Consider the following 23724-nt stretch of genomic DNA (forward strand, 5'->3'; position numbering starts at 1 on the left):
TCCCTTAAATTCGTTAGGATTCCAAATCACGATGGGTAAAGGGTTTGGCATTGGCGCCGCTATAGGTTGCCACAATGTGGCCATTCCCCACCAGTTGGTATTTGTAGGTAACTAATCCCTCTAGCCCCACCGGGCCTCGCGGCGGTAGTTTGTGGGTACTGATACCGACTTCAGCGCCAAAGCCATAGCGGAAGCCATCGGCAAAGCGGGTGGAGCAATTGTGAAAAACGCCAGCGGCATCCACCTCTTGCAGAAAACGGGCGGCGGCGGCAGCATCCTCGGTAACAATGGCTTCAGTGTGCCCCGATCCATAGGTGGCAATGTGATCCAGCGCGGCATCGAGATCGGGAACAACTTTGATGGAGAGGATCAAATCGCAGTATTCTGTCGCCCAGTCGGCTTCACTGGCAGGGGTCATGGGCACAAGGTGGCAGGCGATCGCATCCCCCCGCAATTCCACCCCTGCTTTCTCAAGGGCAGCAGCCACTTTGGGTAAAAAGGCCTCGGCAATGCCCCGATGGACAAGAAGCGTCTCAATGGCGTTACAGGCAGCCGGGTACTGGGTTTTGGCGTCGAGGGTAATGGCGATCGCCTTCTCCAGATCCGCAGCGACATCCACATAGAGATGACACAGACCATCGGCGTGCCCCAGCACAGGAATCCGCGTGTTGTTCTGGATATAACGTACAAATTCATTGGAACCCCGCGGAATGATCAGATCAACCCATTGATCCAGTTGCAGCAATTCCGTAATTTCTGCCCGCCGCATCAGGAGGGCGATCGCCCCAGCGGGCACTGCCGACTTTTCTAGCCCTCTGTGAATGGCCTGCATAATCGCTTGGCACGAGCGACTCGCCTCCTGTCCTCCCTTGAGAATGGCGCCATTCCCCGATTTAATTGCCAAGGAAGCAATTTGCACGACGGCATCGGGACGCGCTTCAAAAATTACCCCCAGCACCCCCAAAGGGCAGGTGACGCGACTGAGAATTAAGCCTGTATCCAATTCGCGATGGAGTTGGCGCTGACCCAGAGGATCCGCAAGGGTCGCCACTTGACGCACCCCGGCGATCGCCGCCGCTAGTTTACTGGGACTCAGTTCCAACCGCGCATAGAGAGAAGGATTGAGCTGATTGGCCTTGGCCTGCTCACAGTCGGCAGCATTGGCCGCCAGAATCTCCTCCCGCGCCGCTTCAAGGGCACAGGCCACCTGCTCTAGGGCATCATTGCGGCCAGTGGCATCCAGCTGAGCCAACAGACGCGCCTGCTCATGAACTTCTTTGACCCGTTGCACGAGGGGAGAATCTGCCATAGGGGTTGCCAATTCCAAAGACGTATAAGAGCGATCGTACGCCAAATTGTCCCGCACTTGTGGTAGGTTAACGGCAATTGCGTTGCCCTAGAATTGGCCAAAAAACAGGTTCAGGAGGATCATGCGAATTCTATTTGTTGCTGCTGAGGCGGCACCGCTGGCGAAAGTGGGGGGCATGGGAGATGTGGTGGGTTCCCTGCCCAAGGTGTTACGCCGCATGGGACATGATGTGCGCATCTTTATGCCCTACTATGGCTTCTTGCCCGACAAGGTGGAGATTCCCAAGGATCCCATCTGGATTGGCCATGCCATGTTTCAGACGTTCCATGTCTATGAAACGGTGTTGCCGGGGTCGGACGTGCCCCTTTACCTGTTTGGCCATCCCTGCTTTAATCCCCGCCGCATCTACTACGGGGAGGATGAGGACTGGCGGTTCACCTTCTTTGCCAATGGGGCAGCGGAATTTGCTTGGAACTACTGGAAACCCCAGATTATCCATTGCCACGATTGGCACACGGGAATGATCCCAGTGTGGATGCATCAGGATCCCGACATCACCACTGTGTTCACCATTCACAACTTGGCCTATCAAGGGCCCTGGCGGTGGCGCCTCGAGCAAATTACTTGGTGTCCGTGGTACATGCAGGGGCACAATACGATGGCAGCAGCACTGCAGTATGCCGATCGCGTCAATACGGTTTCGCCCACCTACGCCGAACAGATTAAAACCCCCGAATATGGTGAGAAATTGGAAGGGCTGCTGTCGTTTATTAGTGGCAAGCTCTCCGGCATTCTCAATGGCATTGATACAGAGGTCTTTGATCCCAGTACCGATCGCGCCCTTGTGCAAAACTACACCGTAGATACCCTTGAGCGGCGTAAGGCCAACAAAATTGCGCTCCAAGAGGAACTGGGGTTGGAGGTGAATTCCGGTGCTTTCTTGGTGGGGATGGTCACCCGCTTGGTGGAGCAAAAGGGGTTGGATCTGTTGATTCAGGTGCTGGATCGCTTTTTGGCCTACACCGATAGCCAGTTTGTCCTCTTGGGAACGGGCGATCGCTACTACGAAACCCAAATGTGGCAAATTGCCTCACGGTTTCCGGGGCGCTGTAGTGTCCAGTTGCTCTACAGTGATGTCCTGTCGCGGCGGATCTATGGCGGTGCCGATGCCTTCATCATGCCGAGTCGCTTTGAACCCTGTGGCATTGCTCAGATGATTGCCCTGCGCTATGGCTGTGTACCAATTGTGCGCCGTACCGGTGGCCTTGTGGATACCGTCTTTCACCATGACCCCGAGAAGCAAACGGGAACGGGCTACTGCTTTGACCGCTATGAACCCCTTGACTTCTACACCTGTCTAGTGCGGGCGTGGGAAGGGTATCGCTACAAACGGGAGTGGCACACCCTCCAGCAGCGGGGTATGCGCGAGGACTTTAGCTGGACAAAATCAGCACTAGCCTACAATGCCCTCTATAACTCCATTTATGGCTTGCCGCCAGAGACCATGCCCAATCCTAGTCCAACCCTAGTACCGGCAACGACCTGATCCTCAGGACGATGTAATGTGTGGTCATTATTGCCTACGAGTACATTGATCCCCTCTGGCAGCCCCTCCCCGATCCCCAAGGGTGGGGGCAGGAGATTGACCACTGGGTACTGGATGTGGAGGCTGCTCGGCCGCAGTTGCGGTACTGGTTGCAGCGGTTAGCACCGGGCTATTGGCTGTTACACCAATTAAGTGCCCTTGGCCAAACGGTGATGGAAGTGAGCGATCGCCTGCGGCAACTGGAGGCAGCGGGTATTATGGTGATTGCCCTAGCCGAAGGCTACGTAAGCGATCGCCCCCCCAGCGGAGATCAGCTGCTATCCCTTTGGGATCAAGTAAAGCAGCAACTCCATCACCACACTCTCTGCCATGGCCATGCCCGCAATCGCCTCAAGCACCGTCCGCCGCCGGGTCGTGCTCCCTATGGCTATCGCCGGGGCAAAGAGCACTATGTCATTGATCGAGCGGCAGCCGTTGTCGTCAAGGATTTTGTCGAGCATTTTCTCCTCTATGGCTCCCTCAGTGCAGCGGTGCGCTTTATTGCCACCACCCACCACAAGCAGATTAGCGTAGCGACCGGTCGGCGCTGGTTGACCCACCCCGTCTATCGCGGCCATCTCTACTACCAAGGGAAAACGGTGATTCCTCAGACCCATGCCCCCCTGATTGCCCCCGATGAAGCGGCTCAGGTGGATCGGCTGTTGCGACGCCAACGCTCTCTGCCTCGTCGCAGTGCTAGTGCCCCCCATCCTCTGGCGGGATTGGTGATTTGCCGCCAATGTCAGCAACGCTTTGGCCGGACTCAGGTGCAGCCTTACCGCCAACCGAGCCAATATGCCTACTTGCGTCCCCTGCACTGTCCCCTCTCCCCCAAATGTCGCAGCATTCCCTACGACGCGGCCTTGGCTGCTGTGATTGATCAAATTGCTGAGCGCCTGCCGCCCGCGATCGCCCAACTGTCGCTGCCGCCGCCACCGTTGACGGCTCAACTGCAAGCAATTGAAACCCAACTGCACCGCCTTGCCGAACTAGAAGCCCAAGGCCTCTTGGATCCCGAAACCGCTCAACTGCGCCGCTATAAACTGGCTGGGGAACGGGCACAAATTGAGGCACAGCAGGCCCAATTGCCCCCTAGTAATCTTTTGCAACTGGCGGTGACCCTTGGTCAGCCGCAATTTTGGTACCAACTCTCGGCAGCAGAGCAACGGTTCTATCTACGGGAGTTTTTACATGCCATAGCGGTCACCAGCCGCCCGCCACAGCCTTGGTCGATCCATCTGCAATTTATTTGGGAATCCCCCATTGGCAGTACTGCTTAGCCATTTCTAGCTGAGTTTTTAGTCACAAAAGACCAATCGCCATAGCCGCAAGTTGCAACTCAGAATTGCTGAAATACAAAGGCTAGTTTATAGATAGATAAAAAACACAGATAACAAGTCACAGGTGTAAGGGGTTATGACGATTGAACTCAGCGATCGCCAAAAACAAATTCTTGGCGCCACGATTAACCATTACATTGCCACGGCAGAACCCGTCGGCTCAAAAGCGATCGCCACGGAATACAACCTCAACGTCAGCCCGGCCACGGTGCGCAATACGATGCTGCTCCTCGAAAAAAGTGGCCTGCTTTACCAACCCCACACCTCCGCAGGGCGGGTGCCCTCTGATTCTGGCTATCGCGTCTATGTGGATGAACTGATCCAGCCCATTCCCGATGTGGCTCGCAAAGCCGAGAGTCTCTTGAGTGAGCGGTTTATCTGGGGGCAACAACGCCTTGAGGTGATCTTGCGGCAAGCGGCGCAGTTGCTCTCGGATCTCAGTGGTTACATTACCCTGATTACGCTCCCCAATCGTTTGGAGCGGCAGATTCGGGTGATTCAACTGGTCGCCTTGGATTCCCAGCAGGTGATGGTGATTCTTGTGCTCGATACCTACGAAACCCAGTCGGCACTGATCCAATTGGGGCAAGGGGAAGAGGATCCTGAGCTGCGGGAGCGCACCCTCCAGGTACTGACCAACTTCCTCAATCATCAGTTGCAGGGGCGATCGCTGGTGGAACTCAGTGCCATTGACTGGCAAAAACTGGATTTGGAGTTTCAGACCTACAGTCAGCAGCTTCAGACCCTACTGCGGCAGTTGAGCGATCGCTACAGCCACCAAGGCACTTCCTTTGTCATCAGTGGTCTTGCCGATGTTCTCCAGCAGCCGGAGTTTTCCCAAGTGGAGCAGGTGCAAATGCTACTGCATCTTCTCGAAGACCAACAGGATCAACTGGCTCCCTTGATCAGTGGCGATAGCCAAGCCCCCTCGCAGGTGCAAATCCGCATTGGCAGTGAAAATACCTTAGCGCCGATGCAGTCCTGTACACTGGTTTATTCCTGCTATTGCTATGGGGACTCCCCCGTGGGCAGTATTGGCATTCTAGGGCCGACGCGGATGCCCTATGCACGGATTATTCCCCTAGTGGCCACAGCGGCAGATTATCTAACCGAACAGGTGAGTCGCCGCAAGTAAGAAAATCAAAACATCCGAGAATTCTTGTGCAGTCAACGGCCGGCTTTATCATGCACAATAAACTATTGGGCTTTCCCAGTTGGAGATATTGAAATGCCGACACCCGCCTTGCTGGTTCTTGCCGATGGTTCAGTCTTTCGCGGTTTTTCCTTTGGGGCACCGGGAACAGCCATTGGCGAAGTGGTCTTTAATACCGGCATGACGGGTTATCAAGAGGTACTCACTGACCCAAGCTATTGTGGTCAAATCGTGACATTCACCTACCCTGAGTTGGGCAATACTGGAACCACGCCCGAAGACGATGAATCCGATCGCCCCCAAGTGCGCGGTGCGGTTGCTCGCCATATCTGTGACATTCCCAGTAACTGGCGATCGCAACAATCCTTACCTGATTACCTCAAAGCCCATCGCATTCCCGCCATTTACGGGATTGACACCCGCGCCCTCACCCGCAAAATTCGTACTGTCGGTGCCATGAATGGCGGCATCTCCACGGAAATCCTTGATCCCATTGAACTGCTGCAAAAAGTCCTTGCCGCTCCCAGTATGCAGGGACAAAATCTAGCCAAGGTGGTGACCACCCGCACCCCCTATGAGTGGACAGAACCGACGCCCCCGGCTTGGGAATTTCGTCCCCAAACAGCCACTGAAGAGCCACCCTTGACGGTTGTGGCTATTGACTTTGGCGTGAAGCGCAACATTCTCCGTCGCTTGGCTAGTTATGGTTGCCGTGTGATTGTTGTGCCGGCGGATACCCCAGCGGAAACGATTCTCAGCTATGACCCCGATGGCATTTTCCTCTCCAATGGCCCCGGCGACCCTGCGGCAGTTCAGGAAGGCATTGAAACCGCACGCAAATTACTGGCGGCTCAGCGTCCCATGTTTGGCATTTGTCTGGGGCATCAGTTGTTGGGACTTTCTTTGGGGGCGGAAACCTTCAAACTGAAATTTGGTCACCGCGGGTTGAACCAGCCCGCTGGCCTGACCCGGCAAGTGGAAATTACCAGCCAAAACCACGGCTTTGCCATTACTGAAGAATCCCTTGCCCAAACCCCCGTTGAGATTACCCACTTTAACCTCAATGACAAAACCGTTGCCGGTCTGAAGCACCAAACATTGCCGATTTTCTCAGTGCAGTACCACCCTGAGGCCAGCCCCGGCCCCCACGATGCTGATTATCTCTTTGGCGACTTTGTGGCGCAAATGCGTGCCTATCGTCAACAACACCCCCGCAGCCAATGAAAGGGCGATTGCTCACCCCCTATCTCTTTCTTGCCCCGGCCTTGGGGTTACTCACACTGACGGTCTTTTGGCCAGCCCTACAGGCCTTTTTCCTGAGTTTCACCCGCTATGAGATGGATCTCCTGAGTCCGCCTGTGTGGGTGGGATGGGCCAACTTTGCGCAATTGTGGCGCGATGGTGTTTTCTGGAAAACCTTGGCCAATACTTTCCTCTATTTAGTGGTCGTGGTGCCGATTCTGGCGATCGCCCCCCTGCTGTTGGCGATTCTGGTCAATCAACCCCTGCGGGGCATCCACTGGTTTCGTGCTGCCTACTACAGCCCCGTGATTATCTCAATGGTGGTGGCGGGGATTGCTTGGCGCTGGCTCTATGCCCCCAATGGCCTCTTCAATCAACTGGTACAGGGTCTGCATCTGCGGGACACCCCGATTCCTTGGCTGACAAGTCCCCAACTCGCCCTCTTTAGTGTCATGGCCGTCACGATTTGGAAAGGCTTGGGCTACTACATGGTGATCTATCTGGCGGGACTTCAGGGGATTAGTGGTGAACTCTACGAAGCGGCAGCACTCGATGGCAGTGACGGCTGGCGACAGCATTGGGATATTACCCTACCGCTGATGCGTCCCTATATTCTTTTGGTGAGCATTATCTCAGCAATTTCTGCCACGAAGGTCTTTGAAGAGGTCTATGTCATGACCCAAGGGGGGCCCCTCAATAGCTCCAAGACCATTGTTTATTACATCTATGAGAATGCCTTTCAGCGCTTAGAGATCAACTACGCCTGTACGATGGGACTGGTCTTATTCCTATTTATCCTGTCGTTGTCTCTCTTGAATCTCAAGTTTGGCCGACAGGTGGAAATGCCCCTTAGCTAACCACCTGCATGCGTTGAATCAACCATTGATTGCCGCGACGGGTAAAGGTGTAAATGACGCGGTAGGGATCGCTATAGGAAATATCATTGCGTAGGGTTCCCTGTTCATAAAAACGGGCATCCTCATTGACTTCCACCAATACATCCACGCGATCGCTGCCTCGGGGACGGACTTCCTTCACTTCTAGGTTCCGCAGGGTATAGACCCAATGGCTACCCTCGGATTTTAAGCTCTGTGCCCGCGATCGCCAGCGGCTGAGTTCTGGCTCCGCCAAAATCGTTGCTAGTTTGTCCATCTCAAATGCTGTGCCAAGGGCTTGGGCTTTAATTTGCTGCCACCTGCGGAGGCGATCGCGTGCCATCTCCGGCGTTAAGGTGGTGGCTAAGGTCGTTGGTTGTGGCGTTGGGGTTGGCGTTGCCACAGGAGTTGGCGTCGGGGTCACTGGCGGTGGTGGTGGTGGGGCTTCAGCCGTTTTGGCTGGCCAATAGACTTTTGCCAAGGCGCCTAACCCAACAAGAACAACCCCTGCACCCATCCAAAACCAAGTCTGACGTTTTTTGTGGTGACTGGTTGGAGGGCGGCGCCGTTTGCGAGTGGATGCTGGGGGCGTGTCGGTCTGCGTGGCGGTTGAAGAGCGGGTAGCAGCCGCTGCCGAAAAGCCTTGACCCAGCCCAGTATGATACTCCAAGGGCAACGTTTCCGCTGTGAAGGAGACGGGCGGCGGCACGGCCACCGTTGGTCTAATGACTTCGGGGAGGGCAGAGGCAGTGGTGCTGGGCGGTTCAGGGGCAAAGGAGTCGTCACTGAGAGCCTCTAAGTAGGTTTGGATATTAGGATCTGCAAAGTAGGCATCCAAGGCCACCGGCGTTTCCCCCAAATCCCGAAAGGCAGGATAAATTTCTTCCCGTAGCCATTGCTCTGTGTAGTAGTACAGGCCTGGCAGCAGATCGCTGGAGTCATGGGAATGACGGCGGATAAAGGCGAGACTCTGCTGATCTTGAGATTTATCGAGAGCGGCCAAGGCCTCAGCAGGTTGTCCCAACAGCAGTAAACAACTGGCCAGTTCGAGGTAGATGTCTTGATTGGCAGAGAGCCGCTCTAGTAACTCCTTGGCACGGCGAATATAGCTTGGCTGAAGTTCCTGTACGCCCCGTGCCACCAGCGCATGCACTGCCAGATAGGTCGCTACTGCTGAGGGACGGCGGGATTCTCGTTCAAAGAGTTCCTGTTGCTCTGCTACGGTGAGATGGCTGCGCAGTTGCAAAATAAATTTGAGAAAATCCTCAACCCCTAGGCCAGAGTGATCATCATGACGACCTTCAATGCCCCCGCGATCGCTGAGCATCTCCCGCAGCAATAAAATACCCCGCTGCCGATTCACACTATCGGATAGAGGCAGTGCCAGTAACTCCAGAATGCGGTAGGGACGCAGCCGATGCAGTTCCGTCTGCAACTGCTCCTGGAGGTCGGGAAACAGGTTCGCCCGCTGAAGTACCTCTAGACCGGCTTCGAGGCGAGAGGCGGCGGCTTGGTAGGACTGCCGCTGCCATTCCTCGCGTCCCAACTCCAGATAGGCCAAAGCAACGGTGAGGGTAACGTCAGCAACGGCGGCAGAGAAAGTATAGGGGCGGTTGAGATCAAAGGCATCCCCTTTTAGGAATTGTTCTCCCAGTTTGACCACTTGGGAGTAGTTCCCCAGTTCATAGAGGAGAAGGAGCGCCCCCGAAAATTGCTGATCACTAATTTCAAGGTGGGGAGCGGTGGCATCGGGATCCAACTGGGCAATCAAATCATTGGGGTCAACGGCACGGCAGTGGCGATCGTAGGCATGGCGCTGCTCAGGTTCTCGCAAGACCGCATAGGCTTGCTCAATGAGTTCACGACGGGTGGCAACGGTGGTGGGGGAGTGTTGATGGGTGGGCAGTTGCAACAGCCGATCCTGAAACGCTTGCTCGATTTGCTCCGGCGTTGCCTGAATTGGCACACCCAGCACTTGGTAATAGTCGAGGGGAATGCGCACCTGAACCCAAACCTCTAGAGATAAACCAGTCCATCAACCGCAACACATGCCTTGATTTAGGAAGAACAGGGAACCCCTCCAAAAATGGCTAAGCGTTTAGAAATCACACCAGAACCCTTTGGGAATAACGCTACAGAGGATTCCCAGAAAAAGGGGAGCATCAAACGTTCTAGAGTATCACAATTTCTGCCCCTCAGTGCGAGTTTGCGCAGAGAGACTTGGTGGCTTAGCCGCGCACTTTTGCTGTAAAGCCAGAAGCCTTAAATTGCTCCAACTGCAAAGGTGTTGGTTGGTCGTAGGGCACGCTAATGCGGATTTCAAAATCGCTAATGCCGGGTGGAATCACATCAATTGCCCCAACCCGTGTGCGGTTTTGCAACACTGGATTGCCATTGGCATCGTAGATGCGGCCAAAGACATCGGCATCCACCACTGTTTTGCCGGATTTATTCTCTGCTTTGCCAGTAATCAGGTAGCAGTTGGCCTTGAGGGTCGTGCCCCCGGGTGTGACTGAACCTTCACCAATTTCTGGCGGGCATTCGTGGTAACTGAGGTCAAAGAGCCGCACTTGAATAGCGGCGATCGCCGGCAGCGGGGCGATACTTGACCAGCACAGGACACTCAGGAGCAAACACACCACTGTTCGACGCAGATATGCCACAAACCGATTCGCACTCATGGTCATCGCTCAGCACTTCAACACGCCCCTATTATCCCACAGTGGTCAAAATCCACAGATCAACCGCTCCCAATAGCAGCGTAAAGACGGCCAAAATACCGTACATCCAAGGCTGAGCAAGGGGCTTAATCACCTCTGTGGGCAATCCCGTATGAGCTTCAATGGCACGCATCATTTGGGCAAACCCCGCCACTCGCATTGGCAGAAGATACCCCTGACCTGTGGCAGTGACTAGATAATAGACCAAGCCCCCTTGGCTGGTACTGCGGGGCTGAAGCCCTTGAATCTCTGACCAAGCCAGTTGCCACTGCCGCCGCAGGAAGGGGGGCACCCAACCGGGATAGGTGAGGCGAATCCCTTGCGCGTCCAGTTCTACCCGCTGACTCAGTGCCCCCCAGAGCAAAATGCCCCCACAGGCGATCGCCCCCCAAAGCAGCAGGGGTGAAACAGGCGCCGCCGTCTGTGCCGCCAAAAAGGGGAGAGGAAGTGTGAGTGCGCCATAGAGGGCAATGAGCGTTCCAGAAATCAGGGGCGAGGTTTTGAAGCGCAGAGGTTCAGTCATGGTTGTTGCTGAGTTATTGCCTCAAGGGTTCATGATCATCCATCAATAGAATAGCCAAGTGGCAAAGGCATATTTAGTCCCCTGCACCACGGGCAAAGCCGTATGGGGATGGGTGTAGTAGGCGGGAAAGACAACGACATCACCGGTGCGGGGTGTGACCTTCACCCCTTGGCGATCGAAATAGGTTTCTCCCCCCTGAAAGTCCTCGTTGAGATAGCCCACTAAACTCACATCCCGTGTTGGGATACCTTGCGCCAGTTCCATTTGCCGACTGGCCAGCAGCAGGTTGTCCACATGGCGGCGATAGCCCTCGCCCACGCGATAGCGCAGGATCGAGAAGTTCTCAATTTCAGGAAAGCGAATGCCATAGTGCTGGTAGAGAACAATCTGAATCGTTTGTGTGGCTTGAAGCAGAATCTGCCGCATTGTCGCCTGTTGGGGATCTTGGGGATCAAAGCGGAGCAAACTGCCGCCGCGCACTGAGCGATCGACCGTTCCCATGAGAATTTGTGCATCCTCAAACCCCACCTTCTCAGCCGTAGCAATCACCTGCTGACACTGGTGAGCCGGAATCAAACGCTGAAAAAGGAGAATCTCACCCCCCAAGTCAAGAATTTGCAATGGTGCAGCACTCATAGGGCAAAGATTGTTGCTATCTCTACCATCGGTTTAGGGGAGGCGTAGTTGCAGCGGTACTTCACTTTGGACATTGCCACTGACAATCACCTCTTGGCGATCGAGCCACCCCTTTGCCCGCTGTCCCTGAATTTGAATGCGGGGATTGCGCTGGCGGTAAAAGACGCCCCCTTGGGCTTCCACTTCCTGTTGAGGAATCCGCCAAATCAGTTGAGCCGTGCGCAGGTGGGCATTGGGGCGCTGAATTTCCACTTGACCGCTGGCTTCCACCCGCTCTTGGGGAATCCACCAATTGAGGCGTTGGGCACGCAGTTGTGCCTGTTGAGGTTGGCTATTGATCTGGGCATTGTCAAAGATGGCGCGGTTTTCAGCCATCAGGAAGACACCACGATTGGCCTGCCCTTGAATGCCTTGAGTGGAGGACTGCACCCGCACCGGGCGATCGCTCACCAATTGCTGCTGCGGAATCAACCAGCGTACCGTTTCTCCTTCAACCCGTAGGGCAGGGTTGGGAAGCTGCACTTGAACACCCCCCTCAAGGGTAACTACCTGATCGCTAATCGACCAGATGGCCCTTTGGGCTTGCAGCCGCTGCCCTTGGCGATCGCCCGCCACACCGCGGACGGTGACCCCCCCTTGACCAATCACCCCTGCCAACAGTCGATTGGGTTGCTGCTGCCACACTAGACTCTCCGTACTGAGTCGCAAATCCTTGGCCTCCTTGGCTGACGAGGTCACCTGAACGGCATTGAGGGCACGCAGTTCTTGGCGTTGGCTATCGGCTTCGAGGCGCTTAGCAGTAACAGTGACTTGGGGATAGCGGGCTTGCAAGTTTTTCTGGGCAATGAGAACGCCGCGATCGCCCTGCCAGACCAATTGATCGGCCACAATCGTCCCCTTTTGCTGGAGATCAGTGACGGTGGTGCGGCCTGCAATCCAGAGTTGTCCATCCCGCTGCCGCACATTGACTGCCTTAGCTTGCACCTTGTAAGCAGTTTTGCCCTCTGCCTTTAATTCCCCCGTCAGGTTTTGAATCTCCAATTGCTGGCGATCGTCATCGCGATAGCGTGCTCCCGCCGCCTGCAATAACCAGAGGAGTTCACCTTTGGCGTTGGTCTGCCGTAGGGTCAGATTTTGCAGCTTGACACCCCCCGTGATTTCTGGTTCTGGTGAGGGCTCCTCGCCCACCCATTGATCCACCCAGCCACAGCCTGCCAAGGCCAGTACAAGGCAAAGGGGGAGGAGGGGCTTAGGCAGAGGCATTGTTGTCTAGGTTCTCTAGGGTCTCAGGTGACTCATGGCCAGCCGCTTCACCTTTCCTTTCGGCGGTATTCTGCTCCCAATGGGGAGTCACAATGGGGGGCGGCGTCAGGCTACCGGTGACGGGGCGATAGGTATAGGTTGGGCGGGGTGCTTTTTGGATTTCTTCGCGGATGCTTTCAAGATCAATGTAGCGATCGGCAACGTTAATCAGGCTATCGCTTGTCATCGATCGCAAGCTCACCACCTCGACCCGTGCCCCCCGATAACTCACAGCATCCACCGCATAGGCCAAATCCCCATCGCCGCTAACCAAGATGGCCGTATCATAGCAGCCCACCAGTGCCATCATATCGACGGCAATTTCTACATCAAGGTTGGCCTTTTTCGAGCCATCCGGCAGCTGCACCAGTTCCTTGGAGACGACACGGTAGCCATTGCGGCGCATCCACAGCAAAAACCCCTGCTGTTTTTCATTGGTGGGGTCAACCCCTGTATAGAAGAAGGAGCGAAAGAGACGGGAACCTTGGGTCAAGTAGCAGAGGAGTTTTGAATAGTCAATTTCAATGCCCAGTTGCAGTGCTGCATAGAAGAGGTTGGAGCCATCAATAAAAATGGCAACGCGCCCGCGATTTTGTAACACCTGTTCTGGCGTGTAAATAGCTGAAGACGAAGATGTAACCATGTAGAAATCATCTCAAAAAAAGTGTGTTATCGAAATATGAAGTCATACCTCTAGCGTATCGCGCGTCAAGGGGAATCGGCGACAGTTGCAGGCAGCGACAGTTTTTGGAAAATCGGCTCTGGATTGGCCAGAGGTTGTGACGCAGGTAAAACACCCCACTGGGCTTGGCGATCGCCCAAAAGGTCGGGGTCAACTGATCCGTTAAATTTAATACTATAGCCCAACTGCCCATAGATAGCCTCACTCAGTTGGGGGATAATCGGGGCAAGGACATAGGCCACAAGGCGCACTGACTCCAATACACAGTAGAGAATCTCCGCCACCGCTTGCGTTTCCCCAGCCTTATAGCGTTGCCACGGTGCCTCTTCATCAAGGAACTTATTCCCCGCCCGTGCCAGCGTCAGTGCCTGTTGACACACCTCATGGAAGGCCAGTTGCCGATACCCTTGGCCATAGGTTTGGCAGAGGTGCTCCGCCAGTTGCCGCAGGGGATGCTCGCGCGGAATCGCTGACCCTTGGACATTGGGTACTTTCCCATCGGTATATTTCCAAGCCATTTTCAGCGTGCGATTGAGCAAATTGCCCAGATCATTGGCCAGATCCGCATTGAGGATATTGACAAAGCGGGTCTCGCTAAAGTCACCATCGCGGCCAAACTCCACCTCTTTCATGAAGTAGTAACGCACGGCATCGGCACCGTATTGCGCCACCAAGGCAAAGGGATCAAGGGTATTCCCCAGACTTTTGCCCATTTTTTGACCATCCTTGGTGAGAAAGCCATGGACAAAGATCTGCTCTGGCAGTGGCAAACCCGCCGACATTAACATTGCCGGCCAAGAAATGGCATGGAAGCGAAGAATATCCTTGCCAATAATGTGCAGATCAATCGGCCACCAAGTTTTGAGGGCATTGGCTAAGGTTGGCTCATCTTCTGGTTCCAAGAGGGCAGTGACATAGCCCAAGAGGGCATCAAACCAGACATAGAGGGTCTGATCTGGATCCGTGGGCACGGGAAACCCCCATGCCAGATTCACCCGCGAAATGGAAAAGTCCTGCAGCCCCCGCTCAATAAAACTCAGCACCTCATTGCGACGGCTAGGGGGCTGGACAAAGTCAGGATGTTCAGCGTAGTAGTCCAAGAGCGCCGGCTGATACTTCGAGAGGCGGAAAAAATAGTTGCGCTCATCTCGCCATTCCACCGTCCGATTCACGTGGATCGGGCAGCGCCGACCCTCAAGCAGTTCGCGTTCCTCCTTGAATTCTTCGCACTCGACACAGTACCAACCCTGCTGCTGACCGAGGTAAATGTCGCCGTTGTCCCATACCCGCTGAAAAAACTCGTTGACAATGGCGTGGTGGCGAGGACTGGTGGTGCGGCTAAAGCGATCGTAGTGGATATTCAATTGTTGCCACAGGGCTTGAAAACCAGCGGCAATCTCATCGCAGTGGGCTTGGGGACTGAGACCCCGCTGTTGGGCGGTGCGCTCAATTTTTTGGCCATGCTCATCGGTACCGGTAATGAACCGCACCTGATAGCCCTGCAAACGATAGAAGCGAGCAAGCACATCGGCAGCAATGGTTGTGTAGGCACTGCCAATGTGGGGAAGGGCATTGACGTAGTACAGGGGGGTAGTGAGTGAAAAGTGCGGTGACAAGCAGTGTTTCTCCCTAGGAGGACGAGCAAATCGCGTTATTTATCATAGTGCCATCGGTAACAGCTTGGAGGCGATCGCCCACCGCCAGATCCACCCAAGGACTCAGGGGGCCTTCTTGCTCACTGCCATTGGCAGCCAAGTCACTGTGGCAAAGGAATAGGCGATCGCTCACCCGTGAACATAGATCCACCAGTAAATGCTCCAGACGTTCTGACTCCAATTGCCACACCCGTGCACTGGGACTCGCCGTTCCCTGCCGCAAAAAGATCGGCGCCTGCCAAAGGCATTGCAAGCCGCCATCCTGCCAACGCGGACTGCCGACATCTAACCAAAAATGCCAGCGATGAGCCAGTTGGGCACTGCGATATTGAAATGTGGTTGCCAGTAAGACCCCTTGGGGCTGCCGCAGGGGTGGAGCGGGATCAGCGGTTACAATTCCCCGCCGCAGTAGGGCGATCCATTCCCGTAGTCGCTCAGCCGTTGGCGTAGCTTGGTGTTCTGGGAGGTGATCATAAATTTGCCAGTAGGCGGCTGTGCCCTCAAGGAGCGATCGCAGGGGAGCCAATTCACTGGCTGTCAGGTTGTGTGGCCAGAGATAGCGTTGAATCGCCGCCTCTAGGAGATACACAGGCATTTGGCTAGGATCTAGTGTGCTCAGCCAATGACGCAAGTTCTCATAGGCGTCCGTGGCACGATGACCAAAGCGATCCCAATGGCTGTACTGGGTTGTACTCAGCAGTTCGGCTTTCTCCAGACCCGGCTGAAAACAATAGCAAGAGAGCAGGCCTGCCCGCACAGGATCAATCGCTCGCGGCAGCAAAACCGTTAACATCTCCGCAACCGCCGTTGCCTCTGGGATCATTCCCGTTCGCGGATAAACAAACAGCAACAGCGTCAAAAGGGCACGCACAAAGGGGGATTGAATCAGAGGGCGCTGCTCATTCCAGATCACCAAGGGAATGTCGCGTTTTTTTAACTCAGTGCTAAAGACATGGCGGGCAACGCTATCTAAACCGGGGGCAAGGATGGCGATCTCGTTTGGTTGCACCATCCCTTGATGAATGGCGGTGGCGATCGTTGCAACCACTTCCTGCAACAGTTGCATCCGCGAAGTGGTCTGAATAGCCGCGATGTTTTCGGGCAGCGTAGCTTGGGGCGTAGTGAGGCGTTCTTGAATCTCAGTTTGGAGAGGGGTGTTGCCAAAAATCGTTTCGGCAGGGCAGGGTTGCTCAATGACGGTGGCTTGGTTTTTCAGGCTGAGAAACGCATCGGGATCAGCTCCCAGACCGAGACGGACAGCGCCAATGGGTTGGTGAGTCAGGACAATTTTGATCCCCTGTTGGTTGAAGCGGGCGATCAAATCCGCCATCACCGCTGGATAGTTGTGGGTGTTGTCAGCCAAAAGACACTGAAACCGTTGCCCCAAGGAGGCTTGGTATCGAGGATGGTCAAGGAGAACTCGGCCAAATAAATCCGTGGTAATGCCGTAGGTGAGAAGGCTGTGGGCAGTACACCAACTTTGCCACTGTTTCAGGGCAGTGACGATCGCCCCCACGGTTTCTGAAGGCATCTCAAGCTGATGATCCCAAATGAGTTGGGGTAGATCATCGAGGCTGAGGCGGGCAAAGGCAGCCAATTGAAAAATATCAAGCAGATGGCGAGTGGCGCGATCGCGATTTTCACTGAGGACAGCAAACGTCTGGTTGGCAAGCCAAGGCTGCCACAACCGCTGTGCCCATACCAACTCCGTTTCTGGTTTCAGACGCAAAGGGGGATGCGGATCGACGGCCTTCGTCTGCACCAGAAGCGGCCAAAAAAGTTCCACCTCATCCTGCATGAAGCCCACTGGCGTGGTGATATAAGGTCTGTAGCCACTGCCCAACTGTGACTCAATTTCCCGTTGGATGACTTGGCGGCCTTCTACGCTATCCGTCAAAAAGAGGAGCGATCGCTCACGGGGAATCACGGACTTGTCCTGCCCGACCCACTGGGCAAATTCCCTTACCAGTGCACAGGTCTTGCCACTGCGACTACCGCCACTGATCCACTGCAACACCGCCAACAAAGCCCGCAAAGCCAATTTGCTACGATTCTATCTATCCTATCGATTTATTGCTGCTGCGGTAAGAGAACAATAGCAATGTCCAGCAACCCCTTTATTCGCCTCAGAGACTGGATCAAGCGTGCAGAGCAGTGGTATCGCACAACTCCGAACCGCGCCCTACAGGAAGCCTATGAAGCTGCGTTGAAAATTCGCGCCATTGAACTGGAACACTTTGACGGTCAACCGATTAGTCTCCTCAATCTACCCGTGGGAGAAGTCTCTAGCTACTTCGAGACAGAGCTAAAACAACTGCTAAAAACCATTCGTATGCGGATGACGGAGTTCCGCGCCAGCCGTCAAATTTTGCCCCTTGCTCCCCCCCAAAGCCCCCCCACTCCTGTCAACGATAGTGTCAATGGTGCAACGGCAACCTATACGGTGACGGCTACCGTCAGTAGCACGACTGAGGAACCCAGCGTTTATGAAAAGCTGCGGGTGATTGATGCCACCCTCAACCGCTATAAACGGCAGCGTGAAAAGGAACTCAATGCCCTTGCCCGTCCCAGCCTCAGTCGCCAAGATCCCCAACAACGCCAGCAGGCGGCTGCCCTCGACAAAATTGAGGATGATTCCCTTTATCTCTCGGAATATATCAGTGATGATCTCACCGATGATTCCAAGCTGGACAGCAGCAGCTTTATTCCGCGCTCGATTTTGCGCACCGCCGATCGCTTTCGCCGTGAACTCAATTCTGATGAAGCCACCGAAGCTGAAGTCGTTCGTGATTTTCGCACCTCAAAGCTGCGCACCCGTCTGGCGGTTCGTTTTATGCTCTTGCTGGTGATTTTGCCCCTGTTGACCCAGCAAATTTCCAAGGCGCTCATTGTCAGCCCCCTCGTCAACCACTTTAAGGCGGTAGGGCAGATTGAACGCATCATTAACTCCCAACTGGAGGACAACATTCTCGATGAACTGGCTCGCTTTGAAAATAAAATTCGCTTTGAAAGTCTGGTGAGCAATGTTCCTGTTTCTGCAGAGGAAATTCAAGCCCGCATCCGCGAGAAGGCGATCGAGCTATCCACGGAATACCAAAAGGAACTGATTGAACCCCTGAAAAACATCCTTTCCGATGCCTTGGGGTTTACCGTCTTTCTGGTGCTGGTTTTCACAGGTCAGCGGCAACTGGCCATTGTCAAGGTCTTTTTGGATGAAGTGGTTTATGGCCTCAGTGACAGTGCCAAAGCCTTTATCATTATCCTATTTACGGATGTCTTTGTCGGATACCACTCCCCCCACGGCTGGGAAGTGTTGGTGAACAATACCCTCGAGCACTTTGGCTTTCCGCGCAATGAGGACTTTATCAACATGTTTATTGCCACCTTTCCGGTGATGCTCGATACGGTATTTAAGTATTGGATTTTCCGCTATCTCAACCAGATTTCCCCTTCGGCAGTGGCCACCTACAAGAATATGAACGAGTAGTTAGGAGCACACCACTGGCTGGAGAATGGGACAGATCCTGCCCTTTTGGAGTTGCGCGGGCGATCGCCAGCCAGATAGGAGGCCTTGCAATTCCTGTTTAAGAATCTGCAACTGCTGAATTTGTGCCTCAATGGCCGCCAATTTTTCCTCTAACTTTTCCTTGATGTGATCACAGGGAATCTCACCGCGATCGTATACCTCAAGCAAGGCTTTGATGTCGCTCAGGGTGAGGCCAAGGGACTGGGCACGTTTGATAAAACTTAGGCGAGCAAAGACATCCTCAGCAAAGAGGCGATAGCCCCCACTGGTTCTGCCAACTGTTCGCAACAGCCCCAATTCCTCGTAATAGCGAATGGTCTTGACGGGCAGGCCACTACTGTGGGCAACGGTACCAATCAAGTAGGCAGCTGCATTCATGGCAGTTCTCCCAAGATCAGCGAGACAGCGATTTTAGAGAAGGGCACTTTAATTTTCTGCCATCGAGAGGCCAGATCACCACTTTCAGAAATTCAGCCATCTGCGCTATAATCATAAAGCTACGCGGATGTGGCGGAATTGGTATACGCGCACGTTTGAGGGGCGTGTGGCTTTGCCTTGCGAGTTCGAGTCTCGCCATCCGCATTTTTTATGGGTGAATAAAGAAGGCGATCGCTAGCACGAGGTAAGTCATTATCAGCAGGACGCCCTCTAGCCAATTGCTGCGCCCATCACTACTAATGGAGTTAGTGATCGCGACAGCAGCCACAACTGCCAGCAGCTCAAAGAGGTTAAAGCTCAGGTTCATCTCCCGTTGTCCCAAGAGCCAGCCCACCAGCACAAGCACCGGCGCCACAAAAAGAATAATCTGCAGGCTAGACCCAATCGCCACCGCCACTGCCCCTTCCATACGATTATTGAGGGCAAACTTGATACAGGTGATGAACTCAACCACACTGCTGAAAATGGGAATGAGAAACACGCCTGTAAACAATTGGGTCAACCCGATTTCACTAATGCTGTCCTGCAAACTATCCACGAGGATGTCGGAAACAAAGACTAGCAAAATCGTACCCACCAGCAGAATGGCAACGGGCACCTTGAGATTGACAGTGGGGGAGGGTTCCTGACCAGCGATCGTCTCATCCATCAGGTAGAGGTGACGATGGGTTTTCATGGAAAAGAGCAACATCAGACCGTAAAAAATCAGCAGCAAAATCGCCGACGCATAGGAGAAGTGATCAATCAAGTGAAGCGGCACACTGGGCGCCGCCGCCTGAATCGCGGTCGGGGTCATCAGCACAATCACCGATAGGGTGAGGGCAGAGGCATTAATGCGTGCCACAGGTGCTGAGAACTGCTGCTCTGGAAATCGGATGCCCCCAACAACAATGGCCAGACCCAATCCCAAAAGCAAATTGGCAATAATGGCACCGCTGAGACTGGCTTTTACCACCTCTGCCAGACCCTGACGCAGGGCGACAATGGCGATAATCATCTCAGTGACATTGCCAAAGGTGGCATTCAAGAGTCCGCCAAGGGCAGGGCCAATGACTTCGGCGATCGCCTCTGTGGAATTGGAAATCCCAGCCGCAAGGGGCACAATGGCGAGACCACTGAGGATAAAGCTCACCATTGGCGGCATTTTGACGATAAAGTTAAGGAGGGCAAGGGGCACAAAAATCAGTAAGCCCAGCAGAATTTTTTCCTGTGTTGTCATGGATCGATCCCCTTGAGCGAATCATCAACTGACTGTCTCCACCTCTCGGGAATTCGCTACTACGGCTATACGGGCGCCCTACCAGAGGAACAAATTCTCGGCCAGTGGTTTGAGATTGATATTAAGCTCTGGTTGGATATGGCACAAGCGGCGGCCAGCGATCGCCTTGAGGACACCCTTGACTATCGCCCCCTCTTGCAAGCCATCGAGCAGTTAATGCAGCAGCAACGCTTTCACTTAATTGAGACCCTAGCAGCAGCAATTATGAAACTGTGCCTAGCGCCCCCCCAAGTGCAGCGAGCTGCTGTGCGTGTAACCAAACTTGCCCCCCCCGTGCCCAATTTTACGGGTCAAATTAGTGTTGAAATGGTGCGCTGCCATGCCGAATCGCCTTAGCCAGTGCCAAAGTCTCTATTTGCGCAAGCATGCCGAAAACCCCATTGACTGGTGGCCGTGGTGTGATGAAGCCCTTGCCAAAGCAGCGGCAGAGGATCGGGTGATTTTTCTCTCGATTGGTTACTCCAGTTGCCACTGGTGCACTGTCATGGAGGGGGAAGCCTTTTCGGATCTGGAGATTGCCGCCTATCTCAATGCCCATTTCCTGCCGATTAAGGTGGATCGCGAGGAGCGACCCGATCTGGACAGTATTTACATGCAGGCACTGCAACTGATGACGGGTCAAGGAGGCTGGCCGCTCAATGTATTCCTGACGCCGCAGGATCGCCGTCCCTTTTATGGTGGTACCTACTTTCCTGTGCAGCCGCGCTATGGCCGTCCGGGCTTTTTACAGGTGTTGCAGGCGGTGCGCCGCTTCTATGACCAAGAAAAGGACAAGCTCGCTGCCCAACAGGCCACGCTCTGGCAATATCTCGCTCCCCCCCCTGAGATGGGAGAAGCCGTCCCCTTGACTGAAGAACTCCTAAGGGCAGGGATTCGCCAAGTGACGCCGATTTTGCGCGATCGCCCCCAAGGCACCTGCTTCCCCATGATGCCCTATGCCCAAATGCTCCTACAGGGGCTGGCGTTCAGTCCCGATCCCCCAGAACTGTTGCAGCTGTGTCAGTTGCGGGGACACAACCTCTTGCGGGGGGGGATCTATGACCATGTGGGCGGTGGTTGGCATCGCTACACCGTGGATCCCCAATGGACAGTGCCCCACTTTGAAAAAATGCTCTACGACAATGGCCAAATTGTGACCTATCTAGCGCGGCTGTGGCAGCAGGGCGATCGCGCCCCCCAGATTCCCGCTGCAATTGCCCAAACGATTCAATGGCTTGATCGCGAAATGACGGCCCCTGAGGGCTACTTCTATGCAGCACAGGATGCCGATAGCTTTATCAGTGCCAATGATCCTGAACCCGAGGAGGGCGCCTTTTATTGCTGGCAATATGCAGAGCTAGAGCAGACCCTAACCCCAACGGAATTGGCACAACTGCAAGCCCACTTTGACATCTCTCCCAGGGGCAACTTCGAGGGCAAGATTGTGCTCAAGCAAGTGCGCCCGCCGGCGAATCCTGAGGTGCTAGCACCGATTCTGCGTAAACTCTTTGCTCGCCGCTATGGTGCCGATACGCCCATGGATCAACCCTTTCCCGTGGCCACGGATAATGCAACCGCAAAGGGACAGGCTTGGCCGGGACGGATTCCGCCGGTCACTGATACAAAAATGATTTTGGCTTGGAATAGCCTGATGATCACTGGCTTAGCAACGGCAGCCCAAGTCTGGAGAGAGCGCACCTACTGGCAGCGAGCGGCTAAAGCGGCACAATGGCTCCACGAGCATCAATATCAAGAAGGCAAACTCTACCGCCTCAACTATGGCGGCACCGTGGCCGAAGTGGCGCAGGCCGAGGATTATGCCTACTGGATCCAAGCCCTGCTTGCCCTGCATCAAGCCAGTTTAGCGGTGGGGGAGGCGGCTCAGCCGTGGTTGGAATTGGCCACGCAGTATCAAACCCTCTTTGATCAGGAATTGGCGGCAACGGAGGGGGGCTACTACAATGCACCGGAGCGCGCCGATTTGATTGTGCGCCAGCGGGAAGGTCTCGATAATGCTACACCTTCTGCGAATGGGGTGGCGATCGCCAACTTGGTGCAACTCTTTTTGCTCACAGAGAATCCCGCCTACCTCGAACAGGCAGAAAAGGGATTGCGTTTCTTTAGCCCATTGATGAAGGAGTCTCCCCAGAGTTGTCCGAGCCTTTTGGCGGCGTTGCAGTGGTATCTGCGTCCTGTCTGTGTGCAAGCGCGGCCTGATCAGGTTACAACCCTCTGGGAGCGCTACTTGCCAACGGCTGTCCTCAAAGTTCGCGATGACCTCGAGCCAGTCGCCCTTGTCTGTGAAGGCTTGCGCTGCCGCGAACCGGCACTGACCCCCACCCAACTACAACAACAACTGGATAATCTCTATGGCTGAAGCGTTGCGTCGTACGCCCCTCTATTCCCTGCATCAAGGGGCACGGTTTACCCCCTTTGGCGAGTGGGAGATGCCCTTGCAGTACAGCAGCATTTTGCAGGAACACCAAGCGGTGCGGCAGCGGGTGGGGATGTTTGATATTTCCCACATGGGCAAGTTTCTGCTGCGCGGCTCTGAGGCGATCGCGGCACTCCAAGAACGGGTACCCACCAATCTCAGTCGTCTCCAGCCCGGCCAAGCGAAATACACCGTTCTCCTGAATGAGGCCGGGGGCATTGTCGATGATGTCATTCTCTACATAGGCGAGGGTCAAGTGCGTTGTATTGTCAATGCAGCCACCACTGCCAAGGACTGGGCATGGTTGCAGACCTATTTACCCGCCAGTATTGAGTTCATTGATGAGTCAGCGACACAGGTACTGATTGCCCTTCAAGGCCCTGCCGCGACAGCGACCTTAGCTCCCCTGTGCGATCGCCCCCTAAATGACCTCAAGGCCTATCGCCATGCTCAAGTGAACCTGCTGGAACAGCCCGCTTGGATTGCGCGTACGGGCTACACCGGCGAAGACGGTTGGGAAATTCTTGTGGCACCAGAATTGGGGCAACAGTTGTGGCAAACCCTGCTGGCGGCGGGTGTGACTCCCTGTGGCTTGGGGGCGCGGGATACCCTGCGCTTGGAGGCGGCCATGCTCCTTTACGGCCAAGACATGGATGAGCAAACCACCCCCCTAGAGGCGGGTCTCGATTGGCTGATTGATTGGCAAAAGCCCGATTTTGTGGGTCGTGCGGCCCTCTTAGCCCAAAAGCAGCAGGGGATTGAGCGGCAATTGGTGGGGTTAGAACTGGTGCGCAAAGGCATCGCTCGCCACGGCTATCCTATCTATGCGGGGGCACAGGCTGTGGGGGAGGTTACCAGTGGCACCCTATCTCCCACCTTGGGGAAGGCGATCGCCCTTGGCTATGTCTTTCTAGAGTTTGCCCACATCGGTCGGGAACTGGCGGTACAGGTGCGCGATCGCCAAGTCCCAGCCGTGGTGGTTCCTCGCCCGTTCTATCGCCGTCCTCGGTAGCCGCTGCAATTCCGCTAAAATTTGATTCATCAGT

General features: G+C 54.8%; 20 protein-coding genes and 1 tRNA gene. 10 read left to right on the forward strand and 11 right to left on the reverse strand.

All coding sequences use genetic code 11. The features are described from left to right. Nucleotides 1-13 precede the first annotated feature (13 nt). Nucleotides 14-1309 (reverse strand): glutamate-5-semialdehyde dehydrogenase, encoded by a 1296-nt coding sequence (locus RHI63_RS01095; RefSeq protein ID WP_310821738.1) that lies wholly within the window; start codon nucleotides 1307-1309, stop codon nucleotides 14-16. A 121-nt stretch (nucleotides 1310-1430) separates the two neighbouring features. Between RHI63_RS01095 and glgA the strand changes: the two genes are divergently transcribed. From glgA to RHI63_RS01120, 5 genes are all read left to right on the forward strand, one after another. Further along, complete coding sequence (glgA, locus tag RHI63_RS01100) at nucleotides 1431-2855, forward strand: glycogen synthase GlgA (RefSeq protein WP_206200701.1); 1425 nt, start codon at nucleotides 1431-1433, stop codon at nucleotides 2853-2855. 20 nt (nucleotides 2856-2875) lie between these two features. Further along, nucleotides 2876-4174, forward strand: a complete 1299-nt coding sequence (locus RHI63_RS01105) for a recombinase family protein (protein WP_206200702.1) — start codon at nucleotides 2876-2878, stop codon at nucleotides 4172-4174. Between the two features lie 136 nt (nucleotides 4175-4310). Next, entirely contained in the window at nucleotides 4311-5369 is a 1059-nt protein-coding gene (hrcA, locus tag RHI63_RS01110; RefSeq protein WP_206200703.1) for a heat-inducible transcriptional repressor HrcA, read from the forward strand. Nucleotides 5370-5462: 93 nt separating this feature from the next. Continuing rightward, the gene (gene carA / locus RHI63_RS01115; RefSeq protein ID WP_310821739.1) at nucleotides 5463-6611 is read left to right on the forward strand and encodes a glutamine-hydrolyzing carbamoyl-phosphate synthase small subunit; all 1149 of its coding nucleotides are present in this window, start codon (nucleotides 5463-5465) and stop codon (nucleotides 6609-6611) included. Next, entirely contained in the window at nucleotides 6608-7486 is an 879-nt protein-coding gene (locus tag RHI63_RS01120) for a sugar ABC transporter permease (RefSeq protein ID WP_310744712.1), read from the forward strand. Before carA ends, RHI63_RS01120 begins: the two co-directional genes overlap by 4 nt. On the opposite strand, the gene RHI63_RS01125 is transcribed toward RHI63_RS01120, so the two are convergent. From RHI63_RS01125 to RHI63_RS01160, 8 genes are all read right to left on the reverse strand, one after another. Continuing rightward, nucleotides 7479-9506, reverse strand: a complete 2028-nt coding sequence (locus tag RHI63_RS01125; protein ID WP_310821740.1) for an IMS domain-containing protein — start codon at nucleotides 9504-9506, stop codon at nucleotides 7479-7481. The two genes, RHI63_RS01120 and RHI63_RS01125, sit on opposite strands and share 8 nt — an antisense overlap. 226 nt (nucleotides 9507-9732) lie before the next feature. Beyond that, nucleotides 9733-10191, reverse strand: coding sequence for a hypothetical protein (locus RHI63_RS01130; protein ID WP_315863472.1), 459 nt, complete (start codon nucleotides 10189-10191; stop codon nucleotides 9733-9735). 25 nt (nucleotides 10192-10216) lie between these two features. Then, the gene (locus RHI63_RS01135; RefSeq protein ID WP_310743255.1) at nucleotides 10217-10747 is read right to left on the reverse strand and encodes a hypothetical protein; all 531 of its coding nucleotides are present in this window, start codon (nucleotides 10745-10747) and stop codon (nucleotides 10217-10219) included. 42 nt (nucleotides 10748-10789) lie between these two features. Continuing rightward, complete coding sequence (locus tag RHI63_RS01140; RefSeq protein ID WP_206200709.1) at nucleotides 10790-11383, reverse strand: 2OG-Fe(II) oxygenase; 594 nt, start codon at nucleotides 11381-11383, stop codon at nucleotides 10790-10792. A gap of 33 nt (nucleotides 11384-11416) precedes the next feature. Next, nucleotides 11417-12646, reverse strand: coding sequence for an LPS export ABC transporter periplasmic protein LptC (lptC, locus tag RHI63_RS01145; protein WP_310821742.1), 1230 nt, complete (start codon nucleotides 12644-12646; stop codon nucleotides 11417-11419). Then, nucleotides 12633-13328, reverse strand: a complete 696-nt coding sequence (locus RHI63_RS01150) for an NYN domain-containing protein (RefSeq protein ID WP_206200711.1) — start codon at nucleotides 13326-13328, stop codon at nucleotides 12633-12635. The genes lptC and RHI63_RS01150 overlap by 14 nt, the downstream gene beginning before the upstream one ends. A 65-nt stretch (nucleotides 13329-13393) precedes the next feature. Next, entirely contained in the window at nucleotides 13394-14983 is a 1590-nt protein-coding gene (gene metG, locus RHI63_RS01155; RefSeq protein WP_206200712.1) for a methionine--tRNA ligase, read from the reverse strand. 13 nt (nucleotides 14984-14996) lie between these two features. Further along, the gene (locus RHI63_RS01160; protein ID WP_310743258.1) at nucleotides 14997-17063 is read right to left on the reverse strand and encodes a hypothetical protein; all 2067 of its coding nucleotides are present in this window, start codon (nucleotides 17061-17063) and stop codon (nucleotides 14997-14999) included. A 60-nt stretch (nucleotides 17064-17123) separates the two neighbouring features. Between RHI63_RS01160 and pxcA the strand changes: the two genes are divergently transcribed. Continuing rightward, entirely contained in the window at nucleotides 17124-18509 is a 1386-nt protein-coding gene (pxcA, locus tag RHI63_RS01165; RefSeq protein WP_310821743.1) for a proton extrusion protein PcxA, read from the forward strand. On the opposite strand, the gene RHI63_RS01170 is transcribed toward pxcA, so the two are convergent. Continuing rightward, on the reverse strand, nucleotides 18510-18926 hold the full coding sequence (locus RHI63_RS01170; protein ID WP_149821266.1) for a heavy metal-responsive transcriptional regulator: 417 nt from the start codon (nucleotides 18924-18926) through the stop codon (nucleotides 18510-18512). It lies immediately after the preceding gene. 123 nt (nucleotides 18927-19049) lie between these two features. Between RHI63_RS01170 and RHI63_RS01175 the strand changes: the two genes are divergently transcribed. Then, nucleotides 19050-19130, forward strand: a tRNA-Leu gene (locus RHI63_RS01175). Nucleotides 19131-19134: 4 nt separating this feature from the next. Here the strand turns inward: RHI63_RS01175 and cax are convergent. Next, nucleotides 19135-20205: a calcium/proton exchanger gene (cax, locus tag RHI63_RS01180; protein WP_310821744.1), complete on the reverse strand. Its 1071-nt coding sequence runs from the start codon at nucleotides 20203-20205 to the stop codon at nucleotides 19135-19137. A gap of 12 nt (nucleotides 20206-20217) precedes the next feature. On the opposite strand from cax, the gene folB reads away from it, so the two are divergent. The 3 genes from folB to gcvT are packed head-to-tail and all read left to right on the forward strand — an operon-like array spanning nucleotide 20218 to nucleotide 23690. Continuing rightward, nucleotides 20218-20601, forward strand: coding sequence for a dihydroneopterin aldolase (folB, locus tag RHI63_RS01185; protein ID WP_255521478.1), 384 nt, complete (start codon nucleotides 20218-20220; stop codon nucleotides 20599-20601). Continuing rightward, nucleotides 20585-22621 (forward strand): thioredoxin domain-containing protein, encoded by a 2037-nt coding sequence (locus tag RHI63_RS01190; RefSeq protein WP_206200716.1) that lies wholly within the window; start codon nucleotides 20585-20587, stop codon nucleotides 22619-22621. The genes folB and RHI63_RS01190 overlap by 17 nt, the downstream gene beginning before the upstream one ends. Further along, nucleotides 22614-23690: a glycine cleavage system aminomethyltransferase GcvT gene (gcvT, locus tag RHI63_RS01195; protein WP_310821745.1), complete on the forward strand. Its 1077-nt coding sequence runs from the start codon at nucleotides 22614-22616 to the stop codon at nucleotides 23688-23690. The genes RHI63_RS01190 and gcvT overlap by 8 nt, the downstream gene beginning before the upstream one ends. The last annotated feature ends 34 nt before the right edge of the window (nucleotides 23691-23724 follow it).

Source organism: Thermosynechococcus sp. GLH187, assembly GCF_031583395.1.
In the GTDB taxonomy this organism is placed as follows: domain Bacteria; phylum Cyanobacteriota; class Cyanobacteriia; order Thermosynechococcales; family Thermosynechococcaceae; genus Thermosynechococcus.